Source organism: Bradyrhizobium forestalis (assembly GCF_002795245.1).
GTDB lineage: Bacteria > Pseudomonadota > Alphaproteobacteria > Rhizobiales > Xanthobacteraceae > Bradyrhizobium > Bradyrhizobium forestalis.
The window spans coordinates 144,808-160,191 of record NZ_PGVG01000006.1 but is presented as its reverse complement, the minus strand read 5'-3'; the positions used below and the strand labels follow the sequence as shown (position 1 = coordinate 160,191).

Genomic DNA, 15,384 nt, shown 5'->3' with positions numbered 1-15,384 from the left:
GATATATCGAGGCCTCGCTCACCTTGGATCGAGGACATCATGACGTTTTCCGGATTGGGCATGCATCTCGGCAATCTGTCGCGCCTGTCGAATGCGCTGACGCGCTCGATCAGTCCGGAGAACTTCACCGGAGAGAAGGGCAAAGGCGGCATGTCCGTCGATGGCCCCGCCGCACATCAGGCCCGCGATCTCGGCCGGGGCTGGAAGGTCTCTCCTTACGTCGTCATCGAGCCCGGCGCGATCTTCACGCTCGCCGACATCCAGGGCCAAGGCGCGATCCAGCAGGTCTGGATGACGCTGGCGCGCGGGCGGCTGCGTCACGCGATCCTGCGCGTCTACTGGGATGACCAGCAGCAGCCGAGCGTCGAATGTCCGGCCGGCGACTTCTTCGCCTGCGGGTGGGAGGAGTTCGCGCAGGTGTCCTCACTCGCGGTCTGCGTCAATCCCGGCCGCGCCTTCAACTGCTATTGGGAAATGCCGTTCCGCAAGCGCGCGCGCTTCACGCTGGAGAACCGCAGCGAGGAGCAGCTCACGGTCTACTACCAGATCAATTATGCGCTGACCGACGTGCCCGAGGATTGCGCCTATTTCCACGCACAATTCCGCCGTACCAATCCGCTGCCTTACAAAGAGGTGTACACCATCCTCGACGGCATCACCGGCGCCGGCCATTACGTCGGCACCTACATGGCCTGGGGCGTCAACAACAACGGCTGGTGGGGCGAAGGCGAGATCAAGTTCTTCATCGACGGCGACGGCGAATTCCCGACCATCTGCGGCACCGGCACCGAGGACTATTTCTGCGGCGCGTACAATTTCGATCCCTACGTCGCCCATTCGGGTCAGGGGCCGGCGCAGCAATCGCGCTACCAGGAATTCACCACGCCGTATTCCGGCCTGCCGCAGGTGATCCGTCCCGATGGTGTCTACAAATCGCAGCAACGCTTCAGTCTATACCGCTGGCACATCCCGGATCCCATACGCTTCCGCTCGGACCTCCGCGTGACGATCCAGGCGCTCGGCTGGCTGCCGGGCGTCAAGGAGGCGAAGTATCTTCCGTTGCAGGACGACATCGCCTCCGTCGCGTTCTGGTACCAGACGCTGCCGACCGCGCCTTTCCCCAAGCTGCCTGATCCGGACTACCTCGAAATTGGCTAGCTGCCGTCCACCGATCAAGGAGACCCGAGATGCTCTACCCGATGTCACCCAAAGTCGTCGAGCTCAAGCGCAGGCTCGAAAGCTTCATGGACCGGCACATCTATCCGAACGAGGAGCGCTTCTATCGCGAAGCCGAAGAGCTCGGGCCGTGGAAGGTCTATCCGGTCATCGAGGAGCTGAAGCCGCTGGCGCGCGCCGAGGAGCTCTGGAATCTGTTTCTGCCCGAGAGCAGTCACGGCGCGGGTCTCACCAACCTCGAATATGCCCCGCTTTGCGAGGTCATGGGCCGCTCGCATCTCGCGCCGGAGGTGTTCAACTGCTCGGCGCCCGACACCGGCAACATGGAGGTGCTGGAGCGCTACGGCACGGAGAAGGACAAGGAGCGCTGGCTGAAGCCACTGCTTGCAGGCGAAATCCGCTCCTGCTTCGCCATGACCGAGCCGGCGGTCGCATCATCCGATGCGACCAACATCGAAAGCTCGATCGTGCGCGACGGCGACCATTACCTCATCAACGGGCGCAAATGGTACACGACCAACGCGACCGACCCGCGCTGCAAGATCTGCATCTTCATGGGCAAGACCGACCCGGACAATCCGGACCGGCACAAGCAGCAATCCATGATCCTGGTCCCGATGGACACGCCCGGCATCGAGGTGAAGCGTCCCCTGCCCGTGTTCGGCTTTTACGGCGTGCCCGACCGCGCTTCCGAAGTCGTGTTCACCAATGTCCGGGTGCCCAAGGAGAACATGCTGCTCGGCGAGGGCCGCGGTTTCGAGATCGCGCAGGGCCGCCTCGGGCCCGGCCGCATCCATCACTGCATGCGCCTGATCGGCCTTGCCGAGCGCACGCTGGAGAAGATGTGCCGCCGCGTGCGCAGCCGGGTTGCCTTCGGCAAGCCGGTCTCGGAGCAGACGGTGACGCAGGAGCGCATCGCTGAAGCCCGCATCATGATCGAGCAGGCGCGGCTGCTGACGCTGAATGCCGCCCATGCGATGGACACGGTCGGCAACAAGGTCGCGAAGGCCGAGATCGCCATGATCAAGGTCGCCGTGCCCAACATGGCCTGCCAGATCATCGATTGGGCCATTCAGGCCCATGGCGGCGGCGGGACCTCGAACGATTTCGGACTGACCCAGGCCTACGCCACCGCGCGTTTGCTGCGTCTTGCCGACGGGCCGGACGAGGTCCACCGGAACCAGATCGCAAGGTTCGAGCTGAAGAAGTATTCGAACGCTTAGCTGCGCAGGCGTCTGTTTCGCGAGACAACAGCAACGCCCGTTCTTCCCTTCTCCCCTTGTGGGAGAAGGTGGCGCGAAGCGCCGGATGAGGGGTCTCTATCCGCGGAGACAGACCCCTCACCCCTATGAATGCGTGTCGACCAGCGGGGATGCCCTCTCCCACAAGGGGAGAGGGCGCAGTAACTTGCAGCCCAATCAGTTCGCCACATACACGTCCGGATCGGCGCTCGAGCTCGGCTTCTTGAAGGCGTTGCGCAAGGCCGGTGACATCGGGACGTTGTAGTTGAGGCCGTTCGGCGGTGTCGGCGATTGCAGCCACTTCTTGTAGAGCACCTCGATCTCGGGGCTGGCATAAAGCTCCGCCGTTGCGCGATCGGCGAGCGCCTTGAATGGCGCATCCTCTCGCCGCAGCATGATGCCGTAGGGCTCGGGCTTGGAGAACGTTTCCTCGCTGATCATGTAAGCTTGCGGCTCTTTCGACCGTGCGATCGCGACGGCGAGCTGGACGTCGTCGAGTGCATAAGCCTGGGCACGGTCGGTTTCCAGCAACAGGAAGGCCTCGGCCTGGTCCTTGGCCGGCATGATGTTGATGCCGAGATTGCGCTCGGTGTTGACCTTGGCGAGCTGCGTCAGGTTGACCGAACCGGCGACCGCGGTGACCGCCTTGCCCTTGAGATCGGCGATGGTGGCGATCTTCGCCGCCTTCTTGGCCGCGAACCGCGTCGCGCTGAGGAAATGCGTGTTGGTGAAGGCGACCTGCTTCTGGCGATCGGCGTTGTTGGTGGTCGCCGAGCAATGCAGGTCGAGCGTGGAGTTGACCATCAGCGGGATGCGGTTCGAGGACGTCACCGCGAGAGTCTCGACGGAAATGTCGGGCATGTTGAGCTGCTTCTTCACCGCGTCCACGATCCTGAGGCAGATATCCATGGCGAAGCCGACCGGCTTCTGGTTGCCGTCGAGATAACTGAATGGGACCGAGGCCTCCTGATAGCCCAACGTGATCTTCTTGGTTTCCTTGATCTTCTGGAGCGTGCCCGTGAGGTCTTCGGCTGAGGCTGCGCCGACAAGACATGTCACGGCCAGGAGAATGGTGGGTAGGCGCATCAGGGGCTCCTCGAAGGGGATTGGTGTCGAGCTATCGAGGAGCTGATAGCCTACAGGTCAGTCAAGCGCCAGACGAGGCTGCGTCTACCAGCTATCGCTGTTTGATATACATTCTGCCGCGACGCCGTTCGGCGCCTCATTGACAGGTCAACTGCTGCTCGAACCAGCCGCCCAGCCGTTTCGACAGGGGCTGCCACATAAGCTGGAAGCTTTCGAGCTTGCCGACATTGGCGCGGTACATGGCCCGCAACTCCCGCTCGATCGACGGCAGGTCGACGCCCACGCAAACCCCGTCCCGCGCGATCGTCGTGCCGGCGACAACGACCTCCTTTACCAGGGACGCATTGCCGCGCGCGAACAGCAACGCCATGGGATCAACGGGCATGATCCGGTCGCGGTCGAGCCGGTCGAGATCGATCACGACGTAGTCGGCGGGATTGCCGGCGACGAGCTCGCCGCTCCCGGGCGCGCCGGTGGCGCGGCGCCCGTTGCGGACGGCGAGTGCAAACATCTCGGCCGGCGTCCATGTTGCCTTGAAGCCCAGGCCGCCATGGACCATCTGCACCAGCCGCATCTCGCGCAGGATGTCGTCGTCCTCATCCAGCGCCAGGCCATCGACGCCAACCGCGATGGCACAGCCGCATTTGTGCGCGGCTGCGATCGGGGCGAGGCCTGAGCGCAGATGCAAATTCGAGCTGAAATTGGTGACGATGCGTGCGCCGGGGGCCGCGATCATCTCGAGCTCGTCCGGGCGGGCGTGGATGCAGTGCGCCAGCGTCAGCCGCTCGGAGAGGAAGCCGATGTCACGCAGCCAGCGCACCATATCCGGAAAGTGCTGGTCGGCCCAGGCGCGCTGGTACACGGTCTCCAGGAGATGCATGTGAATGCGCCGGCCGGTCCGCGCCGAGTTTTCCGCCACCGCCTCCAGCAGCGGCTTCGAGCACCATTGCACGCCGGCAGGGCCGAGCTGCACGTCGACCATCGGGCCGGCGATGGCTTCGGCAATGGCGTCGGTCAGCTCGACATAGGTACCGGGCGACATCGGCGCGCGGACGAAGAGATCCTCGATGGTCTTGCGATCCTCCCTGGGAAGTCCCGAAAGCACCGGCTCGGCATCACCGTAGACGATCGGATTCTGGTCTCGCACAGCCATCGCAAAGGCGATGCGGATGCCGACGTCGGACGCAGCTTTCGCGATCGCCCTGGTCTCGTCGACCAAGGGCATCGTCCCGCTCGGGCGGGTGTAGTGGACCATCATCGCCGCGCAGCCGGCCTTGGCGGAACGGGCCAAGGCAGAGGCCGCGGCGAGGTAGGGATCGACCGGCGTGCCGAGCGCGGTCCGCAGAATCCAGCTTTCCAGAGGCATGCCGACGGCGCCGAAGGACGACGCTGTGGCGCGGGCATGGTCATGGGCGTTGACGAAGGCTGGAATGACGAAAGCGCGAGGCCCCGGCCCCGCCCCTTCCGCGATCTCGGTGATGACGCCCTCATCGTGCCGCAGCACGACATTGTTGCTGACGCCGCGGTCAGGGCTACGGAACAGGCGGGCTGCCGCAATCTCCGTGGCCATGACCGTCCCTCCGAAATCAGTTGGCAGTATACACCAGCTCCCGCTCCGCGCGCGGCGGCAGAAATTCGCGCGAGAACACCTCTGCCGGCGTCGGCGCGCGGACGAGCTGATAGCCCTCGACCACGATGCCGATGGCGCGGGTCATGCGGTCGTCCTTGATGTCGCCGATGCCGATCTCCTTCATCTCCGGCGAGACGATCAGCTTCTCGAAGGAGTATTGCAGCCGGCGCTTCTCGACATCGGCATTGATGAGGTTGTCGTAGTTCAGCGCCGCCTTCATGCCGGCGTTCTGGTCCTTGGCAACCGCGACCGCGCCCTTGTTGATGGCACGCACGAGGCCCGCGACGGCCTTCGGGTTCGAGGCGATCAGCTTGCGGGAGACCATCACGCCGTTCGAATAGAGATCGAGGCCATACTCACCGAACGAGAACCATTTGAAGTCCTTGTCCGGATCCTGGCGGTTGAGCACCAGGTTGAAATAGCTGGTGATGTTGAAGACCAGGGCCGCATCGATATCGCCCTTGATCAGCATCGGCTCTTGCAGATTTGGCGCCATGTTGGAGATCTTGATCTTCTCGCCGTCGAGACCGTTCTTGCGCGTGAACACCGGCAGGAGACGCGTGGTCGGCGTGCCCTGCGCGCCGCCGAGCGTGTGCCCCTCAAAATCCTTGATGGTGTTGATGCCGCTGGTCTTCTTGGCGACGATCGCGAACGGCGGCTGGTTCCACATCATGTAGACCATGACCGGCGCCTCCTGCGGCTTGGTCGCGGCGTTCTGGATGATGGCGTTGACGTCGCCGAAGCCGGCGTCGTAAGCGCCGGACATGACACGCGTGACTGTGGCGCCGGAGCCCTCGCCCTGGTCGATAACGACGTTGAGGCCTTCTTCTTTGAAGAACCCGTTGTCCTTGGCATAGAAGAACGCGGCGTCGCTGCCCTGGGTCTTCCAGCCCAGCGTGAACTTGATCGTGGTTTCCTCGGCAGCGGCAGCGCCTCCGAACAGCGCCAATCCCAGCAGAGCGACAGTTACCTTTCTCAACATCGAGACCTCCTCAGCTTCGTTGCATGACGGTTCAAGAAATCAGGTGGCGATCACGTCGTTCTTGCGCGTGGCCCAGCCGGTGACCTGGCCCTCGATCAGCGAGAACACGACGTAGAGTGCGACGCCAAGGCCGGCGAGCACGAACAGGCCGGCGAACACCAGCGGCACGTTGAAATTGGAGGACGCGGTCATCATGACGTTGCCGATGCCGCGGTTGGAGGCGACCGTCTCCGACAGCACCGCACCGACGAAGGCGTAGGAGATCGCGACCTTCAGCGAAGCGAAGAAGAACGGCATCGTCCGGGGCAGGCCAACATTCCAGAGGATGTCGAGCTTGCTGGCGCCGAGCGCCTTCAAGACGTCCTCGAGCTCCGGCTCGGTGGTAGCTAAGCCCGTCGCGATATTGACGACGATCGGGAAGAAGCAGATCGACAGCGCGGTCAGCACCGCCGGCACCGTGCCCGAGCCGAACCACAGCACGAAGATCGGCACTACCGCCACCTTGGGGATCGAGGAGAAGCCGATCAGCAGCGGATAGCAGGTGTCGTAAGCCGTCTTGGAGACGCCGATGATCGCGCCAAGAGCGACGCCGAGCGCAACGCCGAGCACGAAGCCGAACATGGTGGTGGCGAGCGTCTGCACGATGTGCGGCCACAGCACCGGGAAACGCTCGACCAGCGTCACGAACACCTGCGAGGGTCGCGGCAACACCAGGTCCGACATGCCGGTCATCAGGCAGAACAGCTCCCAGGCAACGAAGAACAGCACGATCAGCCCCGCCGACCACGCCTTCTGCCTGACATCGATCCCGAACATCAGCCTGTCCCCTGCTCAGCCGCGCTGCGCGCATCCTCGATGAAGGCGCGCAGCTTCTGGTTCAGCGCGACGAAATCCGGCTCGAAGGTCATCGCGACCGTGCGCGGCCGCGCGAACACGACGTGGCTGTCGTCGAGGATGCGGCCAGGACGTGCGCTCATCACGCAGATGCGGCTGGCAAGGAAGCCCGCCTCGCGCAGATCGTGCGTCACCAGCAGCACCGTCGGCTTGTGCGTCATCCAGAGATTCTGGAGGATCGCCCACAGCTCCTCGCGGGTGAACTGGTCGAGCGCGCCGAAGGGCTCGTCCAGCAGCAGCATGCGCGGCTCGTGGATCAGCGCGCGGCACAGATTGGCGCGCTGGAGCATGCCGCCGGAGAGCTGCCAGGGATAGCGGCTGCCAAACCCTTTGAGGCCGACCTGCTCCAGCAGCGTATTGGCCTTGTCGCGGAATTCGGTCTTGCGCAGCCTGCGGAAGTTCGAGCGGAACGGCTCGACGATCTTCAACGGCAGCATGATGTTGCGCTCGATCGTCATCCACGGCAGCATGGTCGGGTTCTGGAAGGCCATGCCGACCCGCATCGCCCGGGCCGCCACCTCGCGGCCACCGACGATGACGACGCCACCGGTCGGCTGCACCAGGCCGCTGACCAGACGCAAAATGGTCGATTTGCCGCATCCGGATGGGCCGACCAGTGCGACAAACTCGCCGTCGGCGATTTTCAGCGTGGTCTTCGACAGAGCCGGCACGGCGCGGTCGCCGCGCCCGAAGGTCACGGAGGCATCGGACAGCTCGATGGCGGTCGCAGCCTGGCCTTCCGGAACGGGCTGGCCGCGAAATTGGGCGTGGGGTTGCATGCGCATCACGACCAAAGTGCATGCAAGCTGGATGCCAGCGATCGGCCCTCGCGAAATCAACGACTTGGCCAAAACCTGCGCCAAATGGCCGGATTCGATTTGTGCAGCCTGACCGCCAAACTGCATGCAATTGGAGCGCTGAATTGACGCGAGCCTATGCTAAAGAGAGATCTCACGTCCAATAGGATTCGCCGATGCCGGCGCGCGCGAGCAGCAAGACTTCTGAATCGTCGGACAAGGTCAGCGTGATCTGCCGCGCGCTGCGCCGCGCGATCATCGAGCAGGCGCTGGAGCCTGGCGCAAAACTGCCCGAGGATGCACTCGGCGAGCGTTTCGGAGTCAGCCGCACCATTGCCCGTCACGCGCTGGGGCAACTCGCCGCGGAGGGCCTAGTCGAACTCCGCCGCAACCGGATCGCGGTGGTGGCGACGCCGAGCTGGCAGGAGGCGCGCGATGCCTTCGACATCCGCATCGAGCTCGAACGGCTTGTCGTGCGCCAGCTCGCGGGCAAGCTAACCAAGGCACAGATCGCCGAGCTGAACGCCCATGTCGACGCCGAGGATCGCGCCCGCGGCGGCACGGATGCGGTGTCGATTCGGCTTGCGACCGAATTCCACATCCTGCTCGCCCACATGACGAACAGCCCGATCCTGGTGCGCTATGTCAGCGAGGTCGCCTATCGCTGCTGCCTGACGCTGTCGCTCTACAGCCGGCCGCATTCCACCGAATGCGCCATCAACGAGCATCGCGCCCTCATCTCAGCGCTGGCCAAGGGCGACGCGGCCAAGGTGATGGAACTGATGCATCATCACCTGGATTCCGTGGCCAATCGCGCGTTGGTCGCCCCCACTCCACAGCGCGGCCGCGACCTGCTCGACATCCTCGCGCCCTACGCCGACGAGGTGGCGAGCGATCGCGTCGTCAAGCTGCCGAAGGTGGCTCGTAGAAGTTAAGCCTCGATCCCGCGCTGGACGAGAATCCGCTCGGCGCTGTCGTTCCAGACATCCATCTTCACGATCTGGCCGCCCCTCACGACGAAGCGGTCGACATAGCGGTTGCCCTCGAACGGCGCGCCGTCCATCCACTCGCCATAGAGCGTGCCGACGCTGTAGACGACGGTCTCCTCCGCGCCCGGGCAGACGTCGAAGCGGTCCATCTTCTTCTTGACCCAGCGATAGCGCTTCGCATTGAAGCCGGTCGGCCCGCGCGGATGATCGAACTCGCGCCCTCCGGTGAACGTGATCACCGTGCCCGGCTTCATATAGGCCGCGGCCGCGTCGGGATCGGGTATCATCGAAGCGGTGAGATAGGCTTCGACAATCTCGGCGTCGGTCATCGGGCGTTCGGCCTTTGCAGGAGCGGACTTCACGGTGGTTTCCGGAGGCCGCCATTCTACAATTCAGGCCTCAAAGTGCATGCACATTTTTTAGACAATCTGGCCCCAACACTGCACACAATCTGGAGCTGCCTGCTCCCATGGCTTCCGCTAGGCTGTCACAGCTGAATCCCACGCCATGACCACCCAGAGCGCCCTAGACCTGATCTTTCGCAACGCCTTGTTGCGATCATCCGCCGCACCCGTCGATATCGGCGTGAAGCGCGGCCGCGTTGCCGTGATCGCGCCAACGCTTGCGTACGAAGCGGTCGAGGTCGACCTCGGTGGGCATCTCACCCTGCCCGGCTTCGTCGATACCCACATCCATCTTGACAAGGCCTGCCTGCTCGGCCGTTGCGGGCACGATCACGGCAGCCTCTCGGAAGCGATCCGCGCCGTTGCCGGGATGAAGAAGGATTTCACGATCGAGGACATCTACGCGCGCGGCGCAAGAGTGCTCGAGCGCGCCGTCGTGCACGGCACGACGCGCATGCGCACGCATGTCGAGATCGATCCACGCATCGGCTTGCGCGGCTTCGAGGCGGTGAAGGCGCTTCAGCGCGACTATGCCTGGGCGATTGATCTGGAGCTTTGTGTCTTCCCGCAGGAAGGCCTGACCAACGATCCCGGAGCCGAGGAGCTGCTGATCCAGGCGCTGCGCGACGGCGGCGAGGTCATCGGCGGCTGTCCCTACATGGACACCAACCCGAACGCCCATCTCGCGCGCATCTTCGATCTCGCGCAGGAGTTCGACATCGACGTCGATCTCCATCTCGATTTCGATCTCGATCCCTCCTGGTGGCATCTCGACGAGGTCTGCCGCCAGACCGAGCGGCGCAACTATGGGGGACGCGTGGCGATCGGCCATGCGACAAAGCTCTCCGCACTGCCGCCGGAGCGTATGAAAGCTGCCACCGCGCAGCTGGCAAAAGCCGGCGTTGCCGTCACCGTGCTACCCGCGACCGATCTCTATCTGATGGGGCGCGAGGCTCCCTGCAACGCGCCCCGCGGGCTGACACTTGCGCACAAGCTCGCGGGCGACGGCGTCGTGTGCTCGATCGCGACCAACAACGTGCTCAATCCCTTCACGCCGTTCGGCGACGCCTCGCTGCTTCGGATGGCAAATTTCTACGCCAATGTCGCGCACGCCTCGGTGAGCGATTTCGCCACCTGCCTCGATCTCGTGACCGAGCTGCCGGCCCGGCTGATGAACCTCGATGATTACGGCATCAAGGTCGGCAATCCCGCCGATCTCATCGTGCTCGATACCAAGGACGGCCGCTTCGCCATCGGCGAGCTGCCCGACGTTCTGATGGGCTTCAAGGGCGGCCAGCAGACATTTGCGCGGCAGCGGCCGACCCTGTTCAGTCCGAAGAGCTGAGAGCGATTCCGCCCGATATCCCGGCCGTGGCTTTTCCTTTTTCAGGCATAGGTCGCGTGCCCCGGACGCAGCGCAGCGCCTCAGCGACGCACTGCAGAGCCGGGGATCGCGTGACGCTGCACGCGGAACATTCCGAATCGGTCATCGAGACGCCGCAGGAACGTTCCCCCATAGTTCGATTTTACCGCCGGTTCGAGCCCATCCGAGTTCGGTAGAATCCCGGACCGTAGCCCAACGCATTGCGAGACAGGCCACGCCGACCGTAACTACGACCTGCACTGATCATATGCGTTCAGTGGGGAAGTATGGGTATGTTCAGCGCATTCAGCAGCATCGTTCATGATTCCGTCCAGACTCGTACGGCTACCGATACGGCGGTGAAGCGGCTCGACGGGATCGGCCACGTTCTCTCCGGTCTCGATATCTCGGCGATCCGGACGCAGGCCGACGTGAACCGTACGCTCTGGACGCTCGATGCCGCCAGCAAATGCGTTCGCGCGGTGCTGGCAGAATTCCGCACACAGCCGGCCACGGAACAGCTCGTCCGCAAATCCCGCAATCTGATCGACCTGATCGAACGCGCGCGCGACCAAGTCGGCAGCTTTCGGGTCCTGGCACGATCTTGAGCTGATTACCTGGCGCGATTGATCTTGGCGAGGATCCGGTCGGCCTCGGTCCGCCAGTCGGCGCTACGAGCGAATTCCCTGGTGCCCCTGGCGCCGAACAGCCCCTCATTGGCGAGATCCGCCATCCAGGCCTGCCGCTCGGCCGTGCCTTGCGCCGACCACGGCGTCAGCCCGGCCTCGCGCACGGTCGCGGCAACCTCGCGCACCTCTTCAGCCCGGCGGCGGCCGTGCTCGATCACGCGCTGAAAGAAATAGGCGCCCTGCTTCTCCCAATCGATGCCGGGAAACGTTTCCGCGAGCGAGGCCAGCACCGCATCCTCGACGCCATAGGCGCGCGCGGTCGTGAAACTCTCGATAACCATGGCCTCCAGACCCTTGATCATGATGCTGCGGCACATTTTTACGGCCGAGGACACGCCGAGCTTGTCGCTGGCAACCTTGGCCGCAAAACCGATCGCATTCAGAAGCGGTTCGAGCTGTCTCGCGCCGGGTCCGCCGAGCAGCAACGGCACCTTGATGCGATAAGGCGGCACCGAGGTCATGACCGCGCCCTCGACATAGCGCCCGGCCGCGCCGTCGATCAGTGCCGCGGCGCGCTGCTTGGCGCCGGGAGAGGCCGAGTTGAAATCGAGGAACCAGGTGCCCTGATTGATCGCGGTCGCACAGACCTTTGCCACCGGAACGGCCTGGCTCGCCGTGACGGCGGAGATGATGAAATCGGATTTCGCGGTCAGCTCCGCGTGAGAGGTTGCAAGAGCGACACCGAATTTCGCCGCATGCTCCTGCAGCGGCACGCCCTGCTCGCCACCGAGCTTGATGTCGTAGGCTGAGACCTTGATGTCCTGCTGGCGCAAATCCTCGGCCAGAATCCGGCCGACCTCGCCATAGCCGACCAGCCCGATCTGCCAGCGCCTGGGATCACCCGCCATCAGTTCAATCCTCGTGTCGTCTGGTCGAACAGCTCCTCGACTGCATAGCGGCGCGGAATGAGCGCTTGTTGGAATGCGTAGTCGACGATCAGCTCGAGCGGTTTTCTGTTGGCTTCGATCCCGAACGGAACGAGGTCGGGCGTTGCCGCGGGCCCCGCCTGCGCCTTGTTCCGCTTCAGGAGATCATAAATGCCCGTGACCACGTCCGGGCGCGATTTCGCGAGCTGCTCGGTCACGACCACGAGATGATTGACCGGCACGACGCCGCGCCGCGCATACCAGTTGGCGGCCTCTGCGGCCGGATCGGGAAATAGCGGCTTCAGCTTGGGATCATCGGAGGTCTCGCCAAGGACGGCATCGAGCTCGCCGTCGAGCAGCATCTGTAGGATCTTCTTCTCCTTCGGCGCCCGCTCGGTGGTGTCGACATATTCGGCCACGTGTGGCTCCTCGAACGTGACCCAGCGGATCTTGTCGAGGTTCACACCGTAGTCGTTGGCGAGGATGCCCCTGATCCAGGCGCCCGTCGTGGTCGTGAAGGAGCGGATGCCGACGCGCTTGCCTTCGAGATCGGACGGGCCGAGCGTGCGATGCGCCGGATTGTAGAGCGCATAGGCATGCTGGAAGCGGCCCATCATGGTCGCCGGCAGCAGCACCAGCGGCTTGCCGTGCGCCTTCGCCATTAGATAGGTGACGATCGCCATCTCGCAGACGTCGAAGGCCTGCTCGCGCACCATCGGCTTGAACGCCGTGTTGGTCGGCGTGTACGCGACAAAGTCGAGATCGAAGAGGTCGGAGCGGAGCTCGCCGCTCTTCACCGCCCTGACGTGAGGGTGGTTGCCGAGCACGGCCTTCAGCTTGAGACGATCCATCCGCCCGCTCCGCTTCTCTTAATCCACTCAGACGTCCTCGGGATTGTCGACATAGACGAGGCCGGCCTTCGCCAGTGCCTCGCGCATGTTGTACATGTCGAGGCCGAGCTCGCCCGAGGCCAGCCGCGTGCGCTTGCCGCCTTCATCCGTGTTGCGCTTCTTCGCCTTCTCGGCGACTTCGGCCGCATAGCGCTTCGGTACCACCACAACGCCATCATCATCGGCCACGACGATGTCGCCGGGATCGACGTTGACGCCGGCACAGACCACGGGAACGTTGACCGAGCCGAGCGTGGCCTTCACGGTGCCCTTGGCCGAGACCGCGCGCGACCACACCGGAAAGCTCATCTCGTGCAGCGCTTTGACGTCACGGCAGCCGGCGTCGATGATCAGCCCCTGCACGCCGCGTGCTTGAAGCGAGGTCGCGAGCAGTTCGCCGAACATGCCGTCGGTATTGTCAGTGGTGCAGCCGACGACGAGAATGTCGCCCTTCCTGCACTGCTCGACGGCCACGTGGATCATCCAATTGTCGCCGGGCTGCGCCAGCACCGTGACCGCGGGACCGGCAATCGTCGCGCCCGCCCAGACCGGACGCAAGTAAGGCTTCATCAGGCCGATGCGGCCATAGGCCTCGTGCACGGTGGAGACGCCGTACTCCGCCATTCCGGCGGGATCGGCACGCTTGATGTTGCGAACGACGACCGGCTTCATGCCAATTCCTCCGCCACCGTCGGGAACAGGCGCTGATAGGCCTCACCATAGGTCATGGGCACGCCGGTGTTGCGGCTGCCCTGGATGCCGCGGTTGAGCGCGACGCGCTCGTAATAGCCCCACAGATGCTTCTGCGCGGCCAGGATCTGGAACGCCTCGTACTTCTCTTTCCAGACCTCGTCGATCTTGAGCAGCAGATCCGGCTTGTAATTGCACTGCTCCGGCTGATGCGGCTCGAACAGGAACACCGGCGGCGCCGAATATTTGTACTGCGCGCCGGGCTTGTGGCCCATCGCCTGCGCGACCACACGCGTCTCCTGCGCGAAATGCGCCGCGTTCGGATGATCGAAATTATAGGGGTCTTCCAGCGCATGCGTCAGCACGAAGCTCGGATTGAGCTCGCGGTAGATGTCGACCATGCGGTCGAAATGCGCTTCCGTCAGCTTCAGCGGATAGTCACCGCAGTCGAAGAACTCGATCTCGGCACCTAGTAGCTTGGCTGCCCGCTCCGCCTCGTTCTTGCGGCCGGCCTTGACCGATTCCAGCGTCGCGCCCTTCTCCTTCCAGGCGAACTGGCTCTCGCCACGCTCGCCGAACGACAGGCAGACGATCTTCATCCGATAGCCCCTCTTGGCATGCAGCGCGATGGCGCCGCCGGCGCGCCAGACGAAATCGCCGGGATGAGCGGTGACGACGAGACCTGTCTTCATGGGTCACTCCTTTCGTTCATAGGCGTTGGCCGGCGTCCCGCCTGCGGCGCCATGCAACGCATTTCTGCGCAGCGCATCGATCGCAAAGACCTGGTCATGCCTCGAACTCGAACAGGCGCGCGGGATTGTCGACGAGGATCTTATGCTGGAGCTCCGGCTCCGGCGCGAACAATGGAATCAGGTCGACGAGGTCACCATCGTTCGGCATCGTCTTGACGTTGGGATGCGGCCAGTCCGTGCCCCAGATGACGCGATCCGGCGCGGTCTCGACGATCTTTCGCGCGAACGGCACCGCATCGGTGAACGGCGGACCGGCCGAGGACACCCGCTCCGAGCCGCAGATCTTGACCCAGCACTTCTCATCGCGCCGCATCAGCTCGATCAGGATTCTGAACGGTAATTGATCGAGCCCTTCCGACGCCTTCACCCGGCCCATATGGTCGATGGTGTAGCTCAGCGGCAGCTTTGTCAGCATGTCGGCATATTCAGGCAGGTCGATCGCATCGAAATGCAGATCGATGTGCCAGCCGAGCGGCGTGACCATCGCGATGATGCGGTCGAACACGCGCTTGTCGGGAACGCCGCCGAGATGGCGCACGAAATTGAAGCGGCAGCCGCGGAAGCCGCCCTCGTGCAGCCCGCGAAGCCCGCGTTCGCTGATTGTGTCGTCGATATTAGCCACCGCCCGGTAGGCGCCGTTGCTTTGCGCAATGGCATCGAGCGCCACCGTGTTGTCGGTGCCGTGCACGCTGGCATTGACGATGACGGCGCGCGCGACCCCGAGCTTGGCATGCAGCGCGCGAAAGTCCTCCAGCGGCGCGTCCGGCGGTGTGTAGGAGCGATCCGGCGCGTAAGGATATTTCGCGCCGGGCCCGAAGATGTGGCAATGCGCGTCGCAGGACAGCTTCGGCAGCTTGAACTTTGGCGTGCGCGTGTTCGGATCGGGCGGCGGAATGGTCGGCGTGTACATCATTGTCATCAGGAGAACCGACGAA

General features: G+C 63.9%; 16 protein-coding genes. 5 read left to right on the top strand and 11 right to left on the bottom strand.

From position 1 onward, the window contains the following. The first annotated feature begins 39 nt into the window (after window positions 1–39). Both CVM73_RS09870 and CVM73_RS09865 read left to right on the top strand, forming a co-directional pair. The gene (locus CVM73_RS09870) at window positions 40–1,158 is read left to right on the top strand and encodes a glycoside hydrolase family 172 protein (RefSeq protein WP_100231812.1); all 1,119 of its coding nucleotides are present in this window, start codon (window positions 40–42) and stop codon (window positions 1,156–1,158) included. A gap of 29 nt (window positions 1,159–1,187) precedes the next feature. Beyond that, window positions 1,188–2,399 (top strand): acyl-CoA dehydrogenase family protein, encoded by a 1,212-nt coding sequence (locus tag CVM73_RS09865; protein ID WP_100231811.1) that lies wholly within the window; start codon window positions 1,188–1,190, stop codon window positions 2,397–2,399. Between the two features lie 195 nt (window positions 2,400–2,594). Here CVM73_RS09865 and CVM73_RS09855 read toward each other — a convergent pair whose 3' ends face one another. From CVM73_RS09855 to CVM73_RS09835, 5 genes are all read right to left on the bottom strand, one after another. Further along, window positions 2,595–3,503: an amino acid ABC transporter substrate-binding protein gene (locus CVM73_RS09855; RefSeq protein WP_100231809.1), complete on the bottom strand. Its 909-nt coding sequence runs from the start codon at window positions 3,501–3,503 to the stop codon at window positions 2,595–2,597. Between the two features lie 136 nt (window positions 3,504–3,639). Beyond that, complete coding sequence (locus tag CVM73_RS09850) at window positions 3,640–5,073, bottom strand: amidohydrolase family protein (RefSeq protein ID WP_100231808.1); 1,434 nt, start codon at window positions 5,071–5,073, stop codon at window positions 3,640–3,642. Window positions 5,074–5,089: 16 nt separating this feature from the next. Further along, entirely contained in the window at window positions 5,090–6,115 is a 1,026-nt protein-coding gene (locus CVM73_RS09845; RefSeq protein WP_100231807.1) for an ABC transporter substrate-binding protein, read from the bottom strand. Window positions 6,116–6,154: 39 nt separating this feature from the next. Further along, window positions 6,155–6,931 carry an ABC transporter permease gene (locus tag CVM73_RS09840; RefSeq protein WP_100231806.1) on the bottom strand — a complete coding sequence of 259 codons (777 nt, stop codon included), beginning with the start codon at window positions 6,929–6,931 and terminating at the stop codon, window positions 6,155–6,157. Next, the gene (locus CVM73_RS09835) at window positions 6,931–7,788 is read right to left on the bottom strand and encodes an ABC transporter ATP-binding protein (RefSeq protein WP_245452273.1); all 858 of its coding nucleotides are present in this window, start codon (window positions 7,786–7,788) and stop codon (window positions 6,931–6,933) included. Before CVM73_RS09835 ends, CVM73_RS09840 begins: the two co-directional genes overlap by 1 nt. 194 nt (window positions 7,789–7,982) lie before the next feature. On the opposite strand from CVM73_RS09835, the gene CVM73_RS09830 reads away from it, so the two are divergent. After that, on the top strand, window positions 7,983–8,741 hold the full coding sequence (locus CVM73_RS09830) for a GntR family transcriptional regulator (RefSeq protein WP_100231805.1): 759 nt from the start codon (window positions 7,983–7,985) through the stop codon (window positions 8,739–8,741). Here CVM73_RS09830 and CVM73_RS09825 read toward each other — a convergent pair. Continuing rightward, window positions 8,738–9,124 carry a nuclear transport factor 2-like protein gene (locus CVM73_RS09825; RefSeq protein ID WP_167406759.1) on the bottom strand — a complete coding sequence of 129 codons (387 nt, stop codon included), beginning with the start codon at window positions 9,122–9,124 and terminating at the stop codon, window positions 8,738–8,740. The two genes, CVM73_RS09830 and CVM73_RS09825, sit on opposite strands and share 4 nt — an antisense overlap. Window positions 9,125–9,302: 178 nt before the next feature. On the opposite strand from CVM73_RS09825, the gene CVM73_RS09820 reads away from it, so the two are divergent. After that, a complete protein-coding gene (locus CVM73_RS09820) occupies window positions 9,303–10,544 on the top strand; it encodes an amidohydrolase family protein (protein ID WP_100231803.1) in 1,242 nt (413 codons plus the stop codon). A 311-nt stretch (window positions 10,545–10,855) separates the two neighbouring features. Next, window positions 10,856–11,170, top strand: a complete 315-nt coding sequence (locus CVM73_RS09815; RefSeq protein ID WP_100231802.1) for a hypothetical protein — start codon at window positions 10,856–10,858, stop codon at window positions 11,168–11,170. Between the two features lie 5 nt (window positions 11,171–11,175). On the opposite strand, the gene CVM73_RS09810 is transcribed toward CVM73_RS09815, so the two are convergent. The 5 genes from CVM73_RS09810 to CVM73_RS09790 form a co-directional block, all read right to left on the bottom strand. Next, window positions 11,176–12,099 carry a DUF1932 domain-containing protein gene (locus CVM73_RS09810; protein WP_100231801.1) on the bottom strand — a complete coding sequence of 308 codons (924 nt, stop codon included), beginning with the start codon at window positions 12,097–12,099 and terminating at the stop codon, window positions 11,176–11,178. Then, window positions 12,099–12,968: a substrate-binding domain-containing protein gene (locus tag CVM73_RS09805; RefSeq protein WP_100231800.1), complete on the bottom strand. Its 870-nt coding sequence runs from the start codon at window positions 12,966–12,968 to the stop codon at window positions 12,099–12,101. Before CVM73_RS09805 ends, CVM73_RS09810 begins: the two co-directional genes overlap by 1 nt. Window positions 12,969–12,995: 27 nt before the next feature. Next, window positions 12,996–13,679, bottom strand: coding sequence for a 4-carboxy-4-hydroxy-2-oxoadipate aldolase/oxaloacetate decarboxylase (locus tag CVM73_RS09800; RefSeq protein ID WP_100231799.1), 684 nt, complete (start codon window positions 13,677–13,679; stop codon window positions 12,996–12,998). After that, the gene (locus CVM73_RS09795; protein WP_100231798.1) at window positions 13,676–14,389 is read right to left on the bottom strand and encodes a PIG-L deacetylase family protein; all 714 of its coding nucleotides are present in this window, start codon (window positions 14,387–14,389) and stop codon (window positions 13,676–13,678) included. The genes CVM73_RS09800 and CVM73_RS09795 overlap by 4 nt, the downstream gene beginning before the upstream one ends. Window positions 14,390–14,483: 94 nt before the next feature. Continuing rightward, window positions 14,484–15,368 carry an amidohydrolase family protein gene (locus tag CVM73_RS09790; protein WP_100231797.1) on the bottom strand — a complete coding sequence of 295 codons (885 nt, stop codon included), beginning with the start codon at window positions 15,366–15,368 and terminating at the stop codon, window positions 14,484–14,486. Between the last annotated feature and the right edge of the window lie 16 nt (window positions 15,369–15,384).

Excerpts from the sequence above, each read along its gene's own strand:
- CVM73_RS09870 (WP_100231812.1), top strand. The coding sequence starts at position 40 with ATGACGTTTTCCGGATTGGGCATGCATCTCGGCAATCTGTCGCGCCTG.
- CVM73_RS09865 (WP_100231811.1), top strand. The coding sequence starts at position 1,188 with ATGCTCTACCCGATGTCACCCAAAGTCGTCGAGCTCAAGCGCAGGCTC.
- CVM73_RS09855 (WP_100231809.1), bottom strand. The coding sequence starts at position 3,503 with ATGCGCCTACCCACCATTCTCCTGGCCGTGACATGTCTTGTCGGCGCA.
- CVM73_RS09850 (WP_100231808.1), bottom strand. The coding sequence starts at position 5,073 with ATGGCCACGGAGATTGCGGCAGCCCGCCTGTTCCGTAGCCCTGACCGC.
- CVM73_RS09845 (WP_100231807.1), bottom strand. The coding sequence starts at position 6,115 with ATGTTGAGAAAGGTAACTGTCGCTCTGCTGGGATTGGCGCTGTTCGGA.
- CVM73_RS09840 (WP_100231806.1), bottom strand. The coding sequence starts at position 6,931 with ATGTTCGGGATCGATGTCAGGCAGAAGGCGTGGTCGGCGGGGCTGATC.
- CVM73_RS09835 (WP_245452273.1), bottom strand. The coding sequence starts at position 7,788 with ATGCAACCCCACGCCCAATTTCGCGGCCAGCCCGTTCCGGAAGGCCAG.
- CVM73_RS09830 (WP_100231805.1), top strand. The coding sequence starts at position 7,983 with ATGCCGGCGCGCGCGAGCAGCAAGACTTCTGAATCGTCGGACAAGGTC.
- CVM73_RS09825 (WP_167406759.1), bottom strand. The coding sequence starts at position 9,124 with ATGACCGACGCCGAGATTGTCGAAGCCTATCTCACCGCTTCGATGATA.
- CVM73_RS09820 (WP_100231803.1), top strand. The coding sequence starts at position 9,303 with ATGACCACCCAGAGCGCCCTAGACCTGATCTTTCGCAACGCCTTGTTG.
- CVM73_RS09815 (WP_100231802.1), top strand. The coding sequence starts at position 10,856 with ATGTTCAGCGCATTCAGCAGCATCGTTCATGATTCCGTCCAGACTCGT.
- CVM73_RS09810 (WP_100231801.1), bottom strand. The coding sequence starts at position 12,099 with ATGGCGGGTGATCCCAGGCGCTGGCAGATCGGGCTGGTCGGCTATGGC.
- CVM73_RS09805 (WP_100231800.1), bottom strand. The coding sequence starts at position 12,968 with ATGGATCGTCTCAAGCTGAAGGCCGTGCTCGGCAACCACCCTCACGTC.
- CVM73_RS09800 (WP_100231799.1), bottom strand. The coding sequence starts at position 13,679 with ATGAAGCCGGTCGTCGTTCGCAACATCAAGCGTGCCGATCCCGCCGGA.
- CVM73_RS09795 (WP_100231798.1), bottom strand. The coding sequence starts at position 14,389 with ATGAAGACAGGTCTCGTCGTCACCGCTCATCCCGGCGATTTCGTCTGG.
- CVM73_RS09790 (WP_100231797.1), bottom strand. The coding sequence starts at position 15,368 with ATGACAATGATGTACACGCCGACCATTCCGCCGCCCGATCCGAACACG.